Here is a 14,967-nt window from a genome sequence, read left to right on the forward strand (position 1 = left end):
GGGGGTCAGATGTGGTACTCGGGGGTGGTCAGGATCGACCGGGTGTCCTCGCCGTCGCGCCGAAGGCGCGGCTTCGCCGGCACGCCCACCAGGACACTGTCGGCGGGAGCATCCTTCGTCACCACGGCGTTCGCGCCGACGACCGAACCCGCCCCGATCGTGATCGGACCGAGGATCTTCGCGCCCGCGCCGACGGCGACGCCGTCTTCGAGAGTCGGATGCCTCTTCCCGCCCTCCCGCTGACGGCCGCCGAGCGTCACCCCGTGGTAGAGCATGACGTCGTCGCCGACCTCGGCGGTCTCGCCGATGACGACGCCCATGCCGTGGTCGATGAAGAAGCGGCGGCCGATGACCGCGCCGGGGTGGATCTCGATGCCGGTGAGCCAGCGGGTGACCTGCGACCCCGCGCGCGCGACGAAGCGCACGTTGCGCGTCCACAGCGCGTGCCACAGCCGATGTGCCCAGATGGCGTGCAGGCCCGGGTAGAGCAGCGCGATCTCGACGCCCGAGCGTGCGGCGGGGTCGCGCAGCCGCGCGGCCACCACGTCCTCGCGCACACGGGCGAAGAACCCGTCGCGGCCGCTCACGACGACGCCTTCTCGGGCTCGCGGAGGTGCTCGTACAGGGCGGTCGAGAGGTACCGTTCACCCGAGTCGGGGATGATGACGACGATGCGCTTGCCCGCGGCATCCGGTCTCGCGGCGATCTCGAGCGCGGCCCACACGGCCGCACCCGCCGACATCCCTCCGAGGATGCCCTCGCGCACCGCCAGGTCGCGCGCCACGCGGATCGCGTCGTCGAACTCGACGTCGAAGATCTCGTCGATGATCGACCGGTCCAGCACCTGCGGCACGAAGTTCGGTCCGATGCCCTGGATCCGGTGGCCGCCGGCGCGGCCCTCGGACAGCATGGGGGAGTCCTTGGGCTCGACGATCGCGATCTTCACGTCGGGGCTGCGCTCCTTGAGCACCTGCCCGACACCCGTGATCGTGCCCCCGGTGCCCGAGCCGGCCACGAACCAGTCGACGCGGCCATCGGTGTCGCGCCAGATCTCCTCCGCTGTCGTGCGGCGGTGGATCTCGGCGTTCGCCTCGTGCTCGAACTGCCGCGCGAGCACGGCCCCGGGCGTCTCCGCGACGATCCGCTGCGCGGCCTCGACCGCCTCGGTCATGCCCTTGTACGGGTCGGTCAGCACGAGCTCGGCGCCGTACGCCTTCAGCAGGGTGCGCCGCTCCTTCGACATCGACGCGGGCATCGTGAGGATCACCTTGTAGCCGCGCGCCGCGCCGATCAGCGCGAGCGCGATGCCGGTGTTGCCGCTCGTCGACTCGACGATCGTGCCGCCCGGCTTCAGCTCACCGGACGCCTCGGCCGCGTTCACGAGCGCGTAGCCCAGGCGGTCCTTGACGCTGGAGCCCGGGTTGTAGAACTCGAGCTTGGCGAGCACCTCGCCCGCGAGACCCTCGGTGAGGGCGTTGAGCCTCACCAGCGGGGTCTCGCCGAACGCGGTCGTGATGTCGGAGTGGATCCCTGGCACGGGGCGCCTTTCTGGAGCGGTGTCGCTCAATCCTCTCGCAGGTTCTCGTAGAGCGCGGTCGAGAGGTAGCGCTCGCCGAAGGACGGGATGATCACGACGATGTTCTTGCCGGCCGCCTCGGGGCGCGCGGCCACCTGCAGCGCGGCCCAGATCGCGGCGCCCGACGAGATGCCGACGAGGATGCCGTCGGTCGTGCCCACCTTGCGGGCGGTGTCGATGGCGTCGGGGAACTCGACGTCGATGACCTCGTCGATCACGCCCTGGTCGAGGATCGGCGGCACGAAGTTCGGGCCGATGCCCTGGATCTTGTGGGGTCCGGGCGTGCCCTTGGTGAGCAGCGGCGAGTCGGCCGGCTCGACCGCGATCACCTTCGCGCCGGGCACGCGCTCCTTGAGCACCTGGCCGACGCCGGTGATGGTGCCGCCCGTGCCGATGCCGGCGACGAAGTAGTCGACCTGGCCGTCGGTGTCGCGCAGGATCTCCTCAGCGGTCGTCTTGCGGTGGATCTCGACATTCGCCTGGTTCTCGAACTGGCGGGCGAGGACCGCGCCCGGGTTGGCGGCGACGAGCTCGTCCGCCTTGGCGAGCGCGCCCTTCATCCCCAGCGATGGGTCGGTCAGCTCGAGCTCCGCGCCGTAGCCCTTGAGCAGCAGGCGGCGCTCGATCGACATCGACGAGGGCATCGCCAGCACGACGCGGTAACCGCGCGCGGCGCCGACCATGGCCAGCGCGATGCCGGTGTTGCCGCTCGTGGCCTCGACGATCGTGCCGCCGGGCTTGAGCTCACCGGATGCCTCCGCCGCGTCGACGATGGCGATGCCGAGGCGGTCCTTCACACTCGACGCCGGGTTGTAGAACTCGAGCTTCGCGAGGATGTCGCCGCCCACGCCCTCCGCGATGCGGTTGAGTCGCACCAGCGGGGTGTTCCCGAAGGCGGAGGTGATGTCGGAGTGGATGCCGGTCATGTTCGGGCCTTTCAGCGGGAGGTCTGGACGCAGGGTCTCGCGGGTGGGCACCAGCCTAGGGGGACGCCTTCGCCGTGAGTCCTTGTATGACGCGGGGCCGGCCTCTGCCCGGTACTCTGCCGGGCTTAGGCTGGACGGGCCCATGGCCTCACCCGACTCGCCCCTCACCGTCGCCGCCGCGCTCCAGCGCGCCGTGGCGCGCCTCGCCGACGCCGGCGTGCCCGATCCCGAGGTCGACGCCGAGCTGCTCGCAGCCTTCGTGCTGGGCACGGGTCGCGGGGGCGTGCAGGCCGCCGCGATCCGCAGGGACGCGCTCCCGGCCGATGCCGCCGAGCGCCTCGAGCGGCTCGTCGCACGGCGGGCCACGCGTGAGCCGCTCCAGCACCTGACGGGCCTCGCGCCGTTCCGCCATCTCGAGCTGCGGGTCGGTCCCGGCGTCTTCGTCCCCCGGCCGGAGACCGAGATGGTCGCGCAGCTCGCGATCGATGCGCTGCGGGCCGCGGCATCCGCTTCGCCCGTCGCCGTGGATCTCGGCACCGGAAGCGGCGCGATCGCCCTCGCGATGGCGACCGAGGTTCCTCACGCGCGGGTGTTCGCGGCCGAGAACTCCGTCGACGCGTTCGTCTGGACGAAGGAGAACTTCGCCCGGGCAGGCGCCGACAACGCCGAGCTGGCCTTCATCGACCTCGCGCACGCCTTCCCCGAGCTCGACGGCACGGTGTCGGTCGTCGCGTCGAATCCGCCGTATGTTCCGGATGCCGCGATCCCGCGCGACCCGGAGGTGCGCCTCTACGATCCTCCGGCCGCGCTGTACGGGGGAGAGGACGGGCTCGATGTCGTGCGCGTCCTGAGCGGCGTCGGGCTCCGGCTGGCACATCCCGGCGGCACGATCGTCATCGAACACGGCGAGTGGCAGGGCGAGGCGATCCGAGCCCTCCTCACGGCCGACGGGTGGCGGGCGGCGGCGACCCACCCCGACCTGACGATGCGGGACCGCGCCACCACCGCCCTCCGGCCCTGACGCGCCCCGGATCCTCAGGCGCCGCCGATTAGACTGTGCGCGACATGACCCCCATCTTCGATTGCCGCGATGAGGCGCAGCTGCTCTCGGGCATGCGTCAGGCGCGCCAGGCCATCGGCCGCGGCGAGCTGGTCGTCCTCCCCACCGACACCGTGTACGGCGTCGCCGCCGACGCGTTCAGCGCGAGCGCCGTGCAGCGCCTCCTCGACGCCAAGGGCCGCACGCGGCAGATGCCACCGCCCGTGCTGGTCGCAGGTCTCGCGACGCTGCGCGCGCTCGTCGCGGAGGTGCCCGAGCCGATCGAGCGGCTCGTCGAGGAGTTCTGGCCGGGGGGCCTCACGATCGTCCTGCCCGCCCAGCCCTCGCTGTCGTGGGATCTCGGCGAGACGCGCGGCACCGTCGCCGTCCGCATGCCCGCGCACCGCATCGCCCTCGAACTGCTGGAGGAGACCGGCCCCCTCGCCGTGTCGAGCGCGAACCTGACGGGCAAGGCCGCGGGCATCACGGCGGAGGATGCCGAAGGGATGCTCGGCGACAGCGTCGCCGTCTACCTCAGCGACGGCCCGTCCTCGACGGGCGTGGCGTCGACGATCATCGACGCCACGAGTCTCGTGGGCGGCGACGAGCCGCTGGTCCGCGTGCTGCGCGAGGGCGCGATCGACCGTGCGCGGCTGCGCGAGGTGCTGGGCGAGCTGCTGGAGCCCGACCCCGAGCCCGATGACCCGGCAGCCCCGTGAAGCAGTACGTCTTCGTCATCCTCTTCACGGCGGCCGTCACCTTCGCCCTCTCGTGGACGGTCTGGCGGCTGAGCCTGAAGTACAAGCTGTATCCGGGCATCCGCGAGCGCGACGTCCACAAGACCCCCACGCCGCGTCTCGGCGGCGTCGCCATGTTCCTCGGCGTCGCCGCCGCTTTCGTGGTCTCGTCGCAGCATCCCTACTTCGCGATCTTCTGGAACCAGCCCGCACAGATCTGGGCGATCCTCGGGGCGACCGCGCTCATCGTCGTGGTGGGCGTGGCCGACGACCTGTGGGACCTCGACTGGATGATCAAGCTGGGCGCCCAGTTCCTCGCGGCCGGGATCATCACGTGGTTCGGCGACATCCAGATCTACTCGCTGCCGATCGGCGGGCAGGCCGTCGGCTCGAGCTGGGTGAGCTTCACCCTCACGGTCTTCTCGATCGTGGTGGTCATGAACGCGGTGAACTTCATCGACGGGCTCGACGGTCTCGTCGCGGGCGTCTGCCTCATCGCCAACGGCGTATTCTTCGCCTACTCCTACCTGCTCGTGCGCGACACGGGGCAGACGAGCTTCTTCAACCTCGCTTCGTTCATCGCGGCCGTGCTGATCGGGGTGTGCATCGGGTTCCTGCCACTCAATTGGCGGCCCGCGAGGCTCTTCATGGGCGACTCGGGCGCGCTCATGCTCGGCCTCCTCATGGCGTGCTCGGCCATCGCGGTGACCAGCAGCATCACCCCGGCGATGATCGGCGACAACGACGAGTTCGGCCGATCGCAGATGCTCGGCGCGTTCATCCCGATCCTCCTGCCGGTCGTCATCGTGCTGCTTCCGCTGCTGGACTTCGGGCTCGCTGTCGTGCGCCGCATGAGCCGGGGCAAGTCGCCGTTCTCGCCGGATCGCGAGCACCTGCATCATCGGATGCTGGACATGGGGCACTCCGACCTCGGGGCCGTCCTCATCTTCTACGCGTGGACCGCGATCGTGAGCCTCGCGGTCCTCCTCATGTACATCGGCACGTCCGAGGGCTGGCCGGGGGACTACCTCCTCGGCGTCGTCTTCGGCGTCGTGGGGGTCGCCGCGTGCCTCACCGTGACCCTGCTGCCCTCGCGCCGGACCGCTCCGGCTCCCGAACCCGTCCTGGAGGACGTCGCATGACCCCCAACCCCGTCTCGAGCACACCGATCCTGCGCACCGTCCTGGTGTGGGCCGGCATCGTCACCGCCGCCCTCGCCGTCGTCGGCGGCATCGTGGGCTTCCTCGTCGCAGGCACTCCCGGGCTGTGGAGCGCCCTGGTGGGCGTCCTCGTGGCCGCCGCCTTCCTCGGCATCACGGTCGCGAGCATCCTCATCGCCAACCGCTGGTACGGCGACCCCCTCTACGTGCCGGTCTTCTTCGGCATCGTGCTCGGCGGGTGGATCCTGAAGTTCCTGATCTTCATCGTGATCCTCCTCGTGCTGCGCGGCCAGCCGTGGATCGACCCGGTGGTGTTCTTCCTCGCTGTGGTGGTGAGCATCCTGGCGTCCCTCGCCGTCGACGTCGTCGTGCTGCTCCGGATGCGGGTTCCCCACGTCAGCGACACGACCCTGCCGACCGATCCCGACGCGGGGGAGCGCACCGACTCTCCTCGGGGCAGCGCCGAGCGCCCGTCCGCGGATTCAGGGACCTCTCAAGTTTGATAGGCTCTTCCTGCGCCCGCCTGCTCGCCTAGCGAGCACTTGCGGAGTGACGCTCACCGACCATCGTCGCAACGGTTCTCGACCGATGCCCCGAAGCTGGAGCCAGCGCTGTTTACTCAAGCTGCGACCCTGATCGCCCCCTTTGCCGCGGAGGACTCCCCGGAGTTCCACGGCCCCTCGATCGTTGAGTTCTTCCCCGACGCGCTCATCACGTTCCCCGGGATCGTCCTCTTCGGAGCACCGCTGACGATCAACCGGATCCACCTGATCCAGTTCCTCGCGACGATCGCGGTCGTCCTGATCTTCTGGCTCGGCACGCGCCGCATGAAGGTCGTGCCCGGCCCGTTCCAGAGCCTCGTCGAGATGGGCCTGGACTTCGTCCGCGTCAACATCGGCGAGGACCTCCTCGGCAAGAAGGACGCCCAGCGCTTCCTTCCGATCCTCACGACGATGTTCTTCATGATCCTGTTCATGAACATCACGGGCATCATCCCGTTCCTGAACATCGCCGGCACGAGCATCATCGCGGTGCCGCTGACGCTCGCGATCGTGAGCTACGTCACCTTCATCTACGCCGGCATCAAGAAGAGCCCGAAGAACTTCTTCAAGAACTCGCTCTTCCCCTCGGGCGTGCCGTGGCCGATCTACTTCATCGTGACGCCGATCGAGCTGATCTCGACGTTCGTGATCCGCCCCGTCACGCTCACGCTCCGACTCCTCATGAACATGATGGTCGGCCACCTGCTGCTGGTGCTCTTCTTCGCCGCCACGCAGTTCTTCATCGTCGACATGGGCGGCTGGTGGTCCATCCTCGGCGCCGGCAGCCTCGCGTTCGGCTTCATCTTCACCCTGTTCGAGATCCTGGTGGCCGTCCTCCAGGCCTACGTCTTCGCCCTTCTCACCGCGGTCTACATCCAGCTCGCGGTCGCCGAAGAGCACTGATACGGGACGGCCGGAAGGCCGCCCACAACCGAAAGGAAACACCCCCGTGGACGCAACTACGGTTCTCGCCGAGGTCACCGGCTCCATCGCCACCGTCGGCTACGGTCTCGCAGCCATCGGCCCGGCCATCGGCGTGGGCATCGTCGTCGGCAAGACGATCGAGGGCGTCGCCCGTCAGCCCGAGCTGGCCGGCCGTCTGCAGGTGCTCATGTGGATCGGTATCGCCTTCACCGAGGCGCTCGCCTTCATCGGCATCGCGACCGGCTTCATCTTCGGCTACGCCTGATCCACTCGACCTCTACTAAGGAGACAGGATGCTGAACGCTCTTGTCGCGTACGCCGCGGAAGAGGGGGAGACCCACAACCCCCTCATCCCCGCGTGGTACGACATCATCTGGTCGTCGGTGTGCTTCATCGTCATCCTCTTCATCTTCTGGAAGGTCGCCCTTCCGCGCATGAAGAAGCTGCTCGCCGAGCGCTCCGCCGCGATCGAGGGGAACATCGCCAAGGCCGACGAGGCCCAGCGCAAGGCCGAGGCGGCACTCGAGGAGTACACCGCCCAGCTCGCCGAGGCCCGCAAGGAGGCCGGTGAGATCCGCGACGCCGCCCGCGAGGACGGCAAGAAGATCGTCGCCGAGGCGAAGGACAGCGCATCCGCGGAGGCTGCTCGCCTCACCGCGACCGCGCACTCGCAGATCGAGGCCGAGCGCCAGACCGCTCTCGTGTCGCTGCGCAGCGAGGTGGGCACGCTCGCCCTCGACCTCGCCGGCGGCGTGATCGGCGAGACGCTGTCCGACGACAAGAAGGCTCAGGCCGTCGTCGACCGCTTCCTGGCCGAGCTCGAGGCATCCGAGGCAGAGAAGGCGTCGAAGTAATGGGCAGCGCGACCACTCAGGCCCTCGCGACGACGACGCGGGCGCTCGACGCCGCGTCCGGCGTCGACCTCGACGTGGCCGGCGAGCTCTTCGCCGCGGCGCGCGCCGTGGGCGACTCGTCGCAGCTGAGCGGCGCGCTCGCCGACTCCGCGGCTCCCGTCGCAGCCCGCCGCAAGGTCGTCGCAGACGTGTTCGGCGCGGCGCTGTCGCCCGTGGCGGTGTCGCTGCTGACGACCGCGGTCGAGCAGCGCTGGTCCTCGGCATCCGACCTCGTGGACGGCGTCGAAGAGCTCGCCGTCCGCGCGGCGGCCGTGGCCGAGCCGTCCGCCGACGTCGAGGACGAGCTGTTCCGCTTCTCGCGGACCGTCGCCGACAACCCAGAGCTCGAGCTCGCCCTCGGCAGCCGGCTCGGCGACGCCTCGGCCAAGGGCACCCTGGTCGGCACGCTGCTCGGCGGGCGGGCCAGCACCGCGACGACGCTCATCGCTACGTCGCTCGTTCAGCGCCCGCGTGACCGCCGCGTGCGTCAGCTCCTGTCGCGCGCGACGAAGCTCGTCGCCGACCAGCGCGGCCGCAAGGTCGCGACGGTGTTCGCGGCGAACGCCCTCAGCGCGGCGCAGATCGAGCGTCTCGGCGCCGCCCTCTCGCAGCGCTACGGCACCCAGGTGTCGCTGAACACCGTGATCGACCCCACGGTCGTGGGCGGCCTGCGCGTGCAGATCGCCGACGACGTGATCGACGCGAGCGTGTCGTCCCGGCTGGCAGACCTCCGTCAGCGCCTGGCCGGCTAGCACAGACTTCCCGCCACCGGCGGTGATCTCGGGGCCGCGCCCCACAACATGAACTTTGAAACAAAGGGAAGACAATGGCAGAACTGTCAATCAGCCCCGACGTCATCCGTGACGCGCTGAAGGATTTCGTCGCCGCCTACGAGCCCACCGGGGCAGCGGCGACCGAGGTCGGCACCGTCATCGACGCCGCCGACGGCATCGCCCACGTCGAGGGCCTGCCCGGCGTCATGGCGAACGAGCTCGTGACGTTCGACGACGGCACGCTCGGACTGGCCCAGAACCTCGACGAGCACGAGATCGGCGTCGTCGTCCTCGGCGAGTTCTCCGGCGTCGAGGCCGGTCAGCCGGTCACCCGCACGGGCGAGGTCCTCTCGGTCCAGGTCGGCGAGGGCTACCTCGGCCGCGTCGTCGACCCGCTCGGCAACCCGATCGACGGTCTCGGCGAGATCACCGGTGTCGAGGGTCGTCGTGCCCTCGAGCTGCAGGCGCCCGGCGTCATGCAGCGCAAGTCGGTGCACGAGCCGCTGCAGACCGGCATCAAGGCCATCGACGCGATGATCCCCGTCGGCCGCGGTCAGCGCCAGCTGATCATCGGCGACCGCCAGACCGGCAAGACGGCGATCGCGATCGACACGATCATCAACCAGAAGGCCAACTGGGACTCGGGCGACGTCAACAAGCAGGTGCGCTGCATCTACGTCGCCATCGGCCAGAAGGGCTCCACGATCGCCGCCGTCAAGGGCGCGCTCGAGGACGCGGGCGCCATGGAGTACACGACGATCGTCGCGGCCCCGGCATCCGACCCCGCCGGCTTCAAGTACCTCGCCCCGTACACCGGCTCGGCCATCGGCCAGCACTGGATGTACGACGGCAAGCACGTCCTCATCATCTTCGACGACCTGACGAAGCAGGCCGAGGCCTACCGCGCCGTGTCGCTGCTGCTCCGCCGCCCGCCGGGCCGCGAGGCGTACCCCGGCGACGTGTTCTACCTGCACTCGCGCCTGCTCGAGCGCTGCGCGAAGCTGTCCGACGAGCTCGGCGCCGGCTCGATGACGGGCCTTCCGATCATCGAGACCAAGGCCAATGACGTCTCGGCGTACATCCCGACCAACGTGATCTCGATCACCGACGGCCAGATCTTCCTGCAGTCCGACCTCTTCAACGCCAACCAGCGTCCCGCGGTCGACGTCGGCATCTCGGTCTCGCGCGTCGGCGGTGACGCGCAGGTCAAGTCGATCAAGAAGGTCTCCGGCACGCTCAAGCTCGAGCTGGCGCAGTACCGCTCGCTCGAGGCGTTCGCGATGTTCGCGAGCGACCTGGATGCGGCATCCCGTCGTCAGCTGGCCCGCGGCGCGCGTCTGACCGAGCTGCTCAAGCAGCCGCAGTACTCGCCGTACCCTGTCGAGGAGCAGGTCGTCTCGATCTGGGCCGGCACGAACGGCAAGCTCGACTCGATCGAGGTCGAGGACGTGCTGTCGTTCGAGCGCGAGCTGCTCGACTACCTGCGTCGCAACACCACGGTGCTCGACACGCTGCGCGACACGAACGTCCTCGACGACGACACCGTCGCCGAGCTGACGAAGAAGACCGACGAGTTCATCCTCGAGTTCCAGGCCGGCAAGGGCCAGGCCATCGGCAAGCCCGGCCACGAAGAGGTCGCGGCGGCAGAGGCCGAAGACGTGAACCAGGAGAAGATCGTCAAGGGCCGCCGCTAAGGCGACACCGGACAGGGACAATGGGCGCACAACTCCGGGTCTACAAGCAGAAGATCAGCACTGCTCAGACGACCAAGAAGATCACGAAGGCGATGGAGCTCATCGCGGCTTCGCGCATCCAGAAGGCGATGGCGCGTGTGCGCGCGTCGTCGCCCTTCGCGCGTGCCGTGACACGAGCCGTCTCCGCCGTGTCGACGCACTCGAACGTCGAGCACCCGCTCACGAGGGAGCGCGAGGTCATCCGCCGCTCGGCGGTCGTGATCTTCGCCTCCGACCGTGGGCTCGCCGGCGCGTTCAACTCGCAGATCCTCCGCGAGGGACTCGAGCTGGCCGAGCTGCTGCGGACGCAGGGCAAGGAGCCGGTGTTCTACCTCATCGGCCGCAAGGCCGTCGGGTACTTCCAGTTCCGTCGCATGGAGGCTGCCGCCGAGTGGACGGGTGACACCGACACCCCGCACTTCACCACGGCGGAGGAGATCGCGGCGACGCTGCTCGACGCGTACGACCGCGGCGGCGAAGACGGCGGCGTCGACGAGATCAACCTCGTCTACAACCGCTTCGTCAGCATGATGACGCAGACGCCCGAGACCGTGCGCCTGCTCCCGCTCGAGGTCGTCGAGGCCGAAGAGGCGTCGTCGGCCCAGGTGTACCCGCTCTACGAGTTCGAGCCGGACGCCGAGACGGTGCTCGATGCGCTGCTGCCGGTGTACATCCAGAGCCGCGTCTTCAACGCGCTTCTGCAGTCGTCGGCCGCGAAGCACGCCGCGACGCAGAAGGCGATGAAGTCGGCCAGCGACAACGCCGACAAGCTCATCACCGACTACACCCGCCTGCGCAACAACGCACGCCAGGCCGAGATCACGCAGCAGATCGCCGAGATCGTCGGCGGGGCCGACGCCCTGGCGTCGGGCAAATAGACCACACGAAAGAGAAGAAGCCATGAGCCTCACCGCAGAGAAGACCGAGACCGCGGTCGTCGGCCGCGTCGCGCGGGTCACCGGCCCCGTCGTCGACATCGAGTTCCCGCACGACTCGATCCCCGACATCTACAACGCGCTCAAGACCACCATCACCATCGAGGGCGAGTCGAACGAGATCACGCTCGAGGTCGCACAGCACCTCGGCGACGACCTCGTCCGCGCCATCGCGCTGAAGCCGACCGACGGCATCGTCCGCGGCCAGGAGGTGCGCGACACCGGCGAGCAGATCACCGTGCCCGTCGGCGACGTCACCAAGGGCAAGGTCTTCAACGTGACCGGCGAGGTCCTCAACGCCGAGCCCGGCGAGACCATCGAGGTCACCGAGCGCTGGCCGATCCACCGCCAGGCGCCCAACTTCGACCAGCTCGAGTCGAAGACCCAGATGTTCGAGACGGGCATCAAGGTCATCGACCTCCTCACCCCGTACGTGCAGGGTGGAAAGATCGGCCTCTTCGGCGGCGCCGGCGTCGGCAAGACGGTCCTCATCCAGGAGATGATCCAGCGCGTCGCGCAGGACCACGGCGGCGTCTCGGTGTTCGCCGGTGTCGGCGAGCGCACGCGTGAGGGCAACGACCTCATCCACGAGATGGAAGAGGCGGGCGTCTTCGACAAGACCGCGCTCGTCTTCGGCCAGATGGACGAGCCGCCGGGGACTCGCCTCCGGGTCGCCCTGTCGGCGCTGACGATGGCGGAGTACTTCCGCGATGTCCAGAAGCAGGACGTGCTCCTCTTCATCGACAACATCTTCCGCTTCACGCAGGCCGGATCCGAGGTCTCCACGCTGCTCGGCCGCATGCCGTCCGCGGTGGGCTACCAGCCGAACCTCGCCGACGAGATGGGTGTGCTCCAGGAGCGCATCACGTCGACGCGCGGTCACTCGATCACCTCGCTGCAGGCGATCTACGTGCCCGCCGACGACTACACCGACCCGGCTCCGGCGACCACGTTCGCCCACCTCGACGCCACCACCGAGCTCTCGCGCGAGATCGCGTCGAAGGGTCTGTACCCCGCCGTCGACCCGCTCGCCTCGACGAGCCGCATCCTCGACCCGCGCTACATCGGCGACGACCACTACCGCGTGGCGACCGCAGTGAAGCAGATCCTGCAGAAGAACAAGGAGCTGCAGGAGATCATCGCGATCCTCGGTGTCGACGAGCTCTCCGAAGAGGACAAGATCGTCGTGTCGCGTGCACGCCGCATCCAGCAGTTCCTCTCGCAGAACACCTACATGGCCAAGAAGTTCACCGGTGTCGAGGGCTCCACGGTCCCGATCAAGGAGACCATCGAGTCGTTCGACGCGATCGTCAAGGGTGACTTCGACCACGTCGCCGAGCAGGCGTTCTTCAACGTCGGCGGCATCTCCGACGTCGAAGAGGCCTGGGCTCGCATCCAGAAGGAGAACGGCTGATCATGCCGCTCAACGTGAGTCTGGTCTCCGCCGACGCGGAGGTCTGGTCGGGGGAGGCGTCGCTAGTCGTCGCCAAGACCGTCGAGGGCGAGATCGGCTTCATGTCCGGTCACGAGCCCGTGCTGGCGATCCTCGCCGAGGGCCAGGTGCGCATCACCCAGACCTCGGGCACGAAGATCGTCGCGAACGCACAGGACGGCTTCCTCTCGATGGAGGGGGACGACCTCACGATCGTCGCCGGCAACGCGGCGCTCATCTCCTGACGTCATCGTCCGAAACGCCCCGGTCCGTTCGCGGAGCCGGGGCGTTTCGCCGCTCTCCGCCCGTCCGTCGTCACCGAGGTGCTCCGTGCTGATCCTGCTTCCGCCGTCCGAGACGAAGCGACCCGGCGGTCGCGGGCGACCCTTCGACGCGGCATCCCTCGCCCTTCCCTCGCTCGCGCCGCAGCGCGATGCCGTCGTCGACGCGCTCGTGGCGCTCTCCGCCGACGAGGCGACGGCGGCGCGCGTGCTGAAGCTCGGCGGCACCCAGCTCGGCGAGGTCGCGGTCAACGCGGCGCTGCGCGAGGCGCCGACGATGGCAGCGGTTGACCGCTACACAGGCGTCCTCTTCGACGCGCTGGACGCGGCATCCCTCCCCGCCGTCGCACGGCGCTGGCTGGGCGCGCACGTGCTCGTGCACTCCGCCCCCTTCGGGCCGGTCGGGGCGCTGGACCCCATCCCTGCCTATCGCCTCGGGGCGTCGGCGTCCCTCCCCGGCCTGCCGGCTCTCAAGCGCGTGTGGGCGGTTGCCGTCGCCGACGCGCTGGCCGAGGAGCGGTCCCGCTTCGTGCTCGACCTGCGCTCCGAGGCGTATGCCGCGCTCGGCCCGGTTCCCGCCTCGGTGCCGTCGGTGTACGTGCGGGTGGTGTCAGAAGGCGAGGGTGGAGCCGTGCGCGCCCTCAACCACTTCAACAAGCACGCGAAGGGCGCGCTGGTCCGCCGCCTCGCCGAGGAGCGCCCGCGCGTCGGGTCGCTCCCCGCATTCGAGCGGTGGGCCGACCGTGCCGGCATCCGGGTGCGCCCCGGAGCGCCCGGTGAGCTGGAGCTCTTCGCCTGACGGCGGCGCACGGAGCGCCGGCGCCGGGTCAGCGCCGCGTGTGCTGCGCGGTCCGCTCGGTGTTCTCGGCGATCGCGATGAGGGCGACGACCGCCTCGATGATGAACCTCAGGGCGATGATCGAGATGAAGGCGATGAGCGGCACGATGATCAGCGTCGCGATGATCGCCGTGATGCCGCCGCCGAGGCTGAACGACAGCAGGGACGCGCCGCCCACGATCCCGTTGACGAGGTAGACGACGAACCCGATCGCGATCGCGATGAGCCCGACGAGGTAGAAGACGCTCGCGAGGCGCCGCGTGATGAACGTGCGGAAGCTGAGGTCGAACAGCGCGGAGAAGAAGCCACGGCCCACGGCGGCCGCATCGTCGTGGAGCGAGGTCGGGACTCCGGTGTTGTCGGGGTCGGTCGCCGGGTCGTAGACCGGAGCGGATGCCGCGTCCGGCGCACCCGTGGTGCGGGCGGCCTCGGCAGCGGGCTGCTCGGGCAGCGGCGGGACGGGGGGAGTGGCGTCGCTCATGATGCATCCTTCCGATGACTGTCCTGTCAGGCTACCCACCGCGGACACGGCGGTCAGCCCCCGAATCGCGCCGTGTCTGCTGACATGCGCGCGCGAGCGTCGCTAGCATGTGTCGCGGCGGAGCGCGCGCTCCGCCCGGTGTGCGCGGCACGCCGACGATCGTTCCGGAGAGGGCGTTCATGTACGACGACGACTACGGAGTCGGAGGGCTGGTCGCTCTCTGGCTCGTGCTGCTGCCATTCCTGTTCATCCTCGCGATCGCGGCGTACGTGATCACGTCCTGGTTCTACATGAAGATCTTCGAGAAGGCGGGGGTGGAGGGGAAGTGGCGCGCCTGGGTGCCTGTCTACAACACCCTGATCTTCGTCAAGCTCGGCGACCTGAACCCCTGGTGGCTGCTGATCCTGTGGGGCGCGACCGCGTTCCTCAGCTGGATCCCCGTCGTGGGCCAGCTCTTCGGCCTCGCCGCCTTCATCTACACGCTGCTCGCCGCATGGCGCGTCGGCCTGAAGCTGCAGAAGGAAGCCGTCTGGCTCATCCTGTACTTCTTCCTCTCGATCGTGTGGCTCGGCATCAACGCCTTCGACAAGTCGCGCTGGAACACCGCCATCCCGGCGGCGCCGTGGGCGGGCAACTTCCTCGCCGACAACACCACGTGGTCGGGCATCCCGAACCAGGTGCCCGCGGGCGGCTTCCC

The 14,967-nt window shown here is 69.3% G+C and carries 18 protein-coding genes; 14 read left to right on the forward strand and 4 right to left on the reverse strand.

Annotation, left to right across the window (positions count from 1 at the left end; translation table 11 throughout):
- Positions 1–5: 5 nt before the first annotated feature.
- From epsC to cysK (OB08_RS11770), 3 genes are read right to left on the reverse strand one after another with little or no spacing between them, the layout of a single operon-like run.
- Positions 6–587, reverse strand: a complete 582-nt coding sequence (gene epsC, locus OB08_RS11760) for a serine O-acetyltransferase EpsC (RefSeq protein WP_461474933.1) — start codon at positions 585–587, stop codon at positions 6–8.
- On the reverse strand, positions 584–1,537 hold the full coding sequence (gene cysK / locus OB08_RS11765; RefSeq protein ID WP_461474935.1) for a cysteine synthase A: 954 nt from the start codon (positions 1,535–1,537) through the stop codon (positions 584–586). The genes epsC and cysK (OB08_RS11765) overlap by 4 nt, the downstream gene beginning before the upstream one ends.
- A gap of 26 nt (positions 1,538–1,563) precedes the next feature.
- On the reverse strand, positions 1,564–2,502 hold the full coding sequence (gene cysK, locus OB08_RS11770) for a cysteine synthase A (RefSeq protein WP_461474937.1): 939 nt from the start codon (positions 2,500–2,502) through the stop codon (positions 1,564–1,566).
- A 142-nt stretch (positions 2,503–2,644) separates the two neighbouring features.
- Between cysK (OB08_RS11770) and prmC the strand changes: the two genes are divergently transcribed.
- The 13 genes from prmC to OB08_RS11835 all read left to right on the forward strand — a co-directional run bounded on the left by prmC (position 2,645) and on the right by OB08_RS11835 (position 13,750).
- A complete protein-coding gene (gene prmC, locus OB08_RS11775) occupies positions 2,645–3,523 on the forward strand; it encodes a peptide chain release factor N(5)-glutamine methyltransferase (RefSeq protein WP_461474939.1) in 879 nt (292 codons plus the stop codon).
- A gap of 44 nt (positions 3,524–3,567) precedes the next feature.
- Complete coding sequence (locus OB08_RS11780) at positions 3,568–4,260, forward strand: L-threonylcarbamoyladenylate synthase (protein WP_461474941.1); 693 nt, start codon at positions 3,568–3,570, stop codon at positions 4,258–4,260.
- The gene (locus OB08_RS11785) at positions 4,257–5,420 is read left to right on the forward strand and encodes an MraY family glycosyltransferase (protein ID WP_461474943.1); all 1,164 of its coding nucleotides are present in this window, start codon (positions 4,257–4,259) and stop codon (positions 5,418–5,420) included. The genes OB08_RS11780 and OB08_RS11785 overlap by 4 nt, the downstream gene beginning before the upstream one ends.
- Positions 5,417–5,941 carry a hypothetical protein gene (locus OB08_RS11790; protein ID WP_461474945.1) on the forward strand — a complete coding sequence of 175 codons (525 nt, stop codon included), beginning with the start codon at positions 5,417–5,419 and terminating at the stop codon, positions 5,939–5,941. Before OB08_RS11785 ends, OB08_RS11790 begins: the two co-directional genes overlap by 4 nt.
- Before the next feature lie 129 nt (positions 5,942–6,070).
- Positions 6,071–6,883, forward strand: coding sequence for a F0F1 ATP synthase subunit A (gene atpB / locus OB08_RS11795; RefSeq protein ID WP_461474962.1), 813 nt, complete (start codon positions 6,071–6,073; stop codon positions 6,881–6,883).
- Positions 6,884–6,929: 46 nt separating this feature from the next.
- Positions 6,930–7,169: an ATP synthase F0 subunit C gene (gene atpE, locus OB08_RS11800; RefSeq protein WP_056121278.1), complete on the forward strand. Its 240-nt coding sequence runs from the start codon at positions 6,930–6,932 to the stop codon at positions 7,167–7,169.
- A gap of 28 nt (positions 7,170–7,197) precedes the next feature.
- A complete protein-coding gene (locus tag OB08_RS11805; RefSeq protein ID WP_461474946.1) occupies positions 7,198–7,758 on the forward strand; it encodes a F0F1 ATP synthase subunit B in 561 nt (186 codons plus the stop codon).
- Complete coding sequence (locus OB08_RS11810; protein ID WP_461474947.1) at positions 7,758–8,549, forward strand: F0F1 ATP synthase subunit delta; 792 nt, start codon at positions 7,758–7,760, stop codon at positions 8,547–8,549. The genes OB08_RS11805 and OB08_RS11810 overlap by 1 nt, the downstream gene beginning before the upstream one ends.
- A gap of 74 nt (positions 8,550–8,623) precedes the next feature.
- Positions 8,624–10,264, forward strand: coding sequence for a F0F1 ATP synthase subunit alpha (atpA, locus tag OB08_RS11815; protein WP_461474949.1), 1,641 nt, complete (start codon positions 8,624–8,626; stop codon positions 10,262–10,264).
- A gap of 20 nt (positions 10,265–10,284) precedes the next feature.
- The gene (locus OB08_RS11820) at positions 10,285–11,181 is read left to right on the forward strand and encodes a F0F1 ATP synthase subunit gamma (protein WP_461474951.1); all 897 of its coding nucleotides are present in this window, start codon (positions 10,285–10,287) and stop codon (positions 11,179–11,181) included.
- A 22-nt stretch (positions 11,182–11,203) separates the two neighbouring features.
- Positions 11,204–12,652 carry a F0F1 ATP synthase subunit beta gene (gene atpD / locus OB08_RS11825; protein WP_461474953.1) on the forward strand — a complete coding sequence of 483 codons (1,449 nt, stop codon included), beginning with the start codon at positions 11,204–11,206 and terminating at the stop codon, positions 12,650–12,652.
- A 2-nt stretch (positions 12,653–12,654) separates the two neighbouring features.
- On the forward strand, positions 12,655–12,915 hold the full coding sequence (locus OB08_RS11830) for a F0F1 ATP synthase subunit epsilon (protein WP_461474955.1): 261 nt from the start codon (positions 12,655–12,657) through the stop codon (positions 12,913–12,915).
- Positions 12,916–13,000: 85 nt separating this feature from the next.
- A complete protein-coding gene (locus tag OB08_RS11835) occupies positions 13,001–13,750 on the forward strand; it encodes a YaaA family protein (RefSeq protein ID WP_461474956.1) in 750 nt (249 codons plus the stop codon).
- Between the two features lie 28 nt (positions 13,751–13,778).
- Here OB08_RS11835 and OB08_RS11840 read toward each other — a convergent pair whose 3' ends face one another.
- Positions 13,779–14,270, reverse strand: a complete 492-nt coding sequence (locus OB08_RS11840) for a DUF4282 domain-containing protein (RefSeq protein ID WP_461474958.1) — start codon at positions 14,268–14,270, stop codon at positions 13,779–13,781.
- A 179-nt stretch (positions 14,271–14,449) separates the two neighbouring features.
- On the opposite strand from OB08_RS11840, the gene OB08_RS11845 reads away from it, so the two are divergent.
- The coding region (locus tag OB08_RS11845) for a DUF5684 domain-containing protein (RefSeq protein WP_461474960.1) at positions 14,450–14,967 on the forward strand (518 nt) is incomplete at its 3' end.

This window comes from Microbacterium sp. HJ5 (assembly GCF_054824025.1).

Coding starts and splice junctions, on each gene's coding strand:
- OB08_RS11810 (WP_461474947.1), top strand. CDS start 7,758: ATGGGCAGCGCGACCACTCAGGCCCTCGCGACGACGACGCGGGCGCTC.
- cysK (WP_461474937.1), bottom strand. CDS start 2,502: ATGACCGGCATCCACTCCGACATCACCTCCGCCTTCGGGAACACCCCG.
- OB08_RS11820 (WP_461474951.1), top strand. CDS start 10,285: ATGGGCGCACAACTCCGGGTCTACAAGCAGAAGATCAGCACTGCTCAG.
- OB08_RS11840 (WP_461474958.1), bottom strand. CDS start 14,270: ATGAGCGACGCCACTCCCCCCGTCCCGCCGCTGCCCGAGCAGCCCGCT.
- atpD (WP_461474953.1), top strand. CDS start 11,204: ATGAGCCTCACCGCAGAGAAGACCGAGACCGCGGTCGTCGGCCGCGTC.
- prmC (WP_461474939.1), top strand. CDS start 2,645: ATGGCCTCACCCGACTCGCCCCTCACCGTCGCCGCCGCGCTCCAGCGC.
- OB08_RS11805 (WP_461474946.1), top strand. CDS start 7,198: ATGCTGAACGCTCTTGTCGCGTACGCCGCGGAAGAGGGGGAGACCCAC.
- OB08_RS11790 (WP_461474945.1), top strand. CDS start 5,417: ATGACCCCCAACCCCGTCTCGAGCACACCGATCCTGCGCACCGTCCTG.
- atpA (WP_461474949.1), top strand. CDS start 8,624: ATGGCAGAACTGTCAATCAGCCCCGACGTCATCCGTGACGCGCTGAAG.
- OB08_RS11830 (WP_461474955.1), top strand. CDS start 12,655: ATGCCGCTCAACGTGAGTCTGGTCTCCGCCGACGCGGAGGTCTGGTCG.
- OB08_RS11780 (WP_461474941.1), top strand. CDS start 3,568: ATGACCCCCATCTTCGATTGCCGCGATGAGGCGCAGCTGCTCTCGGGC.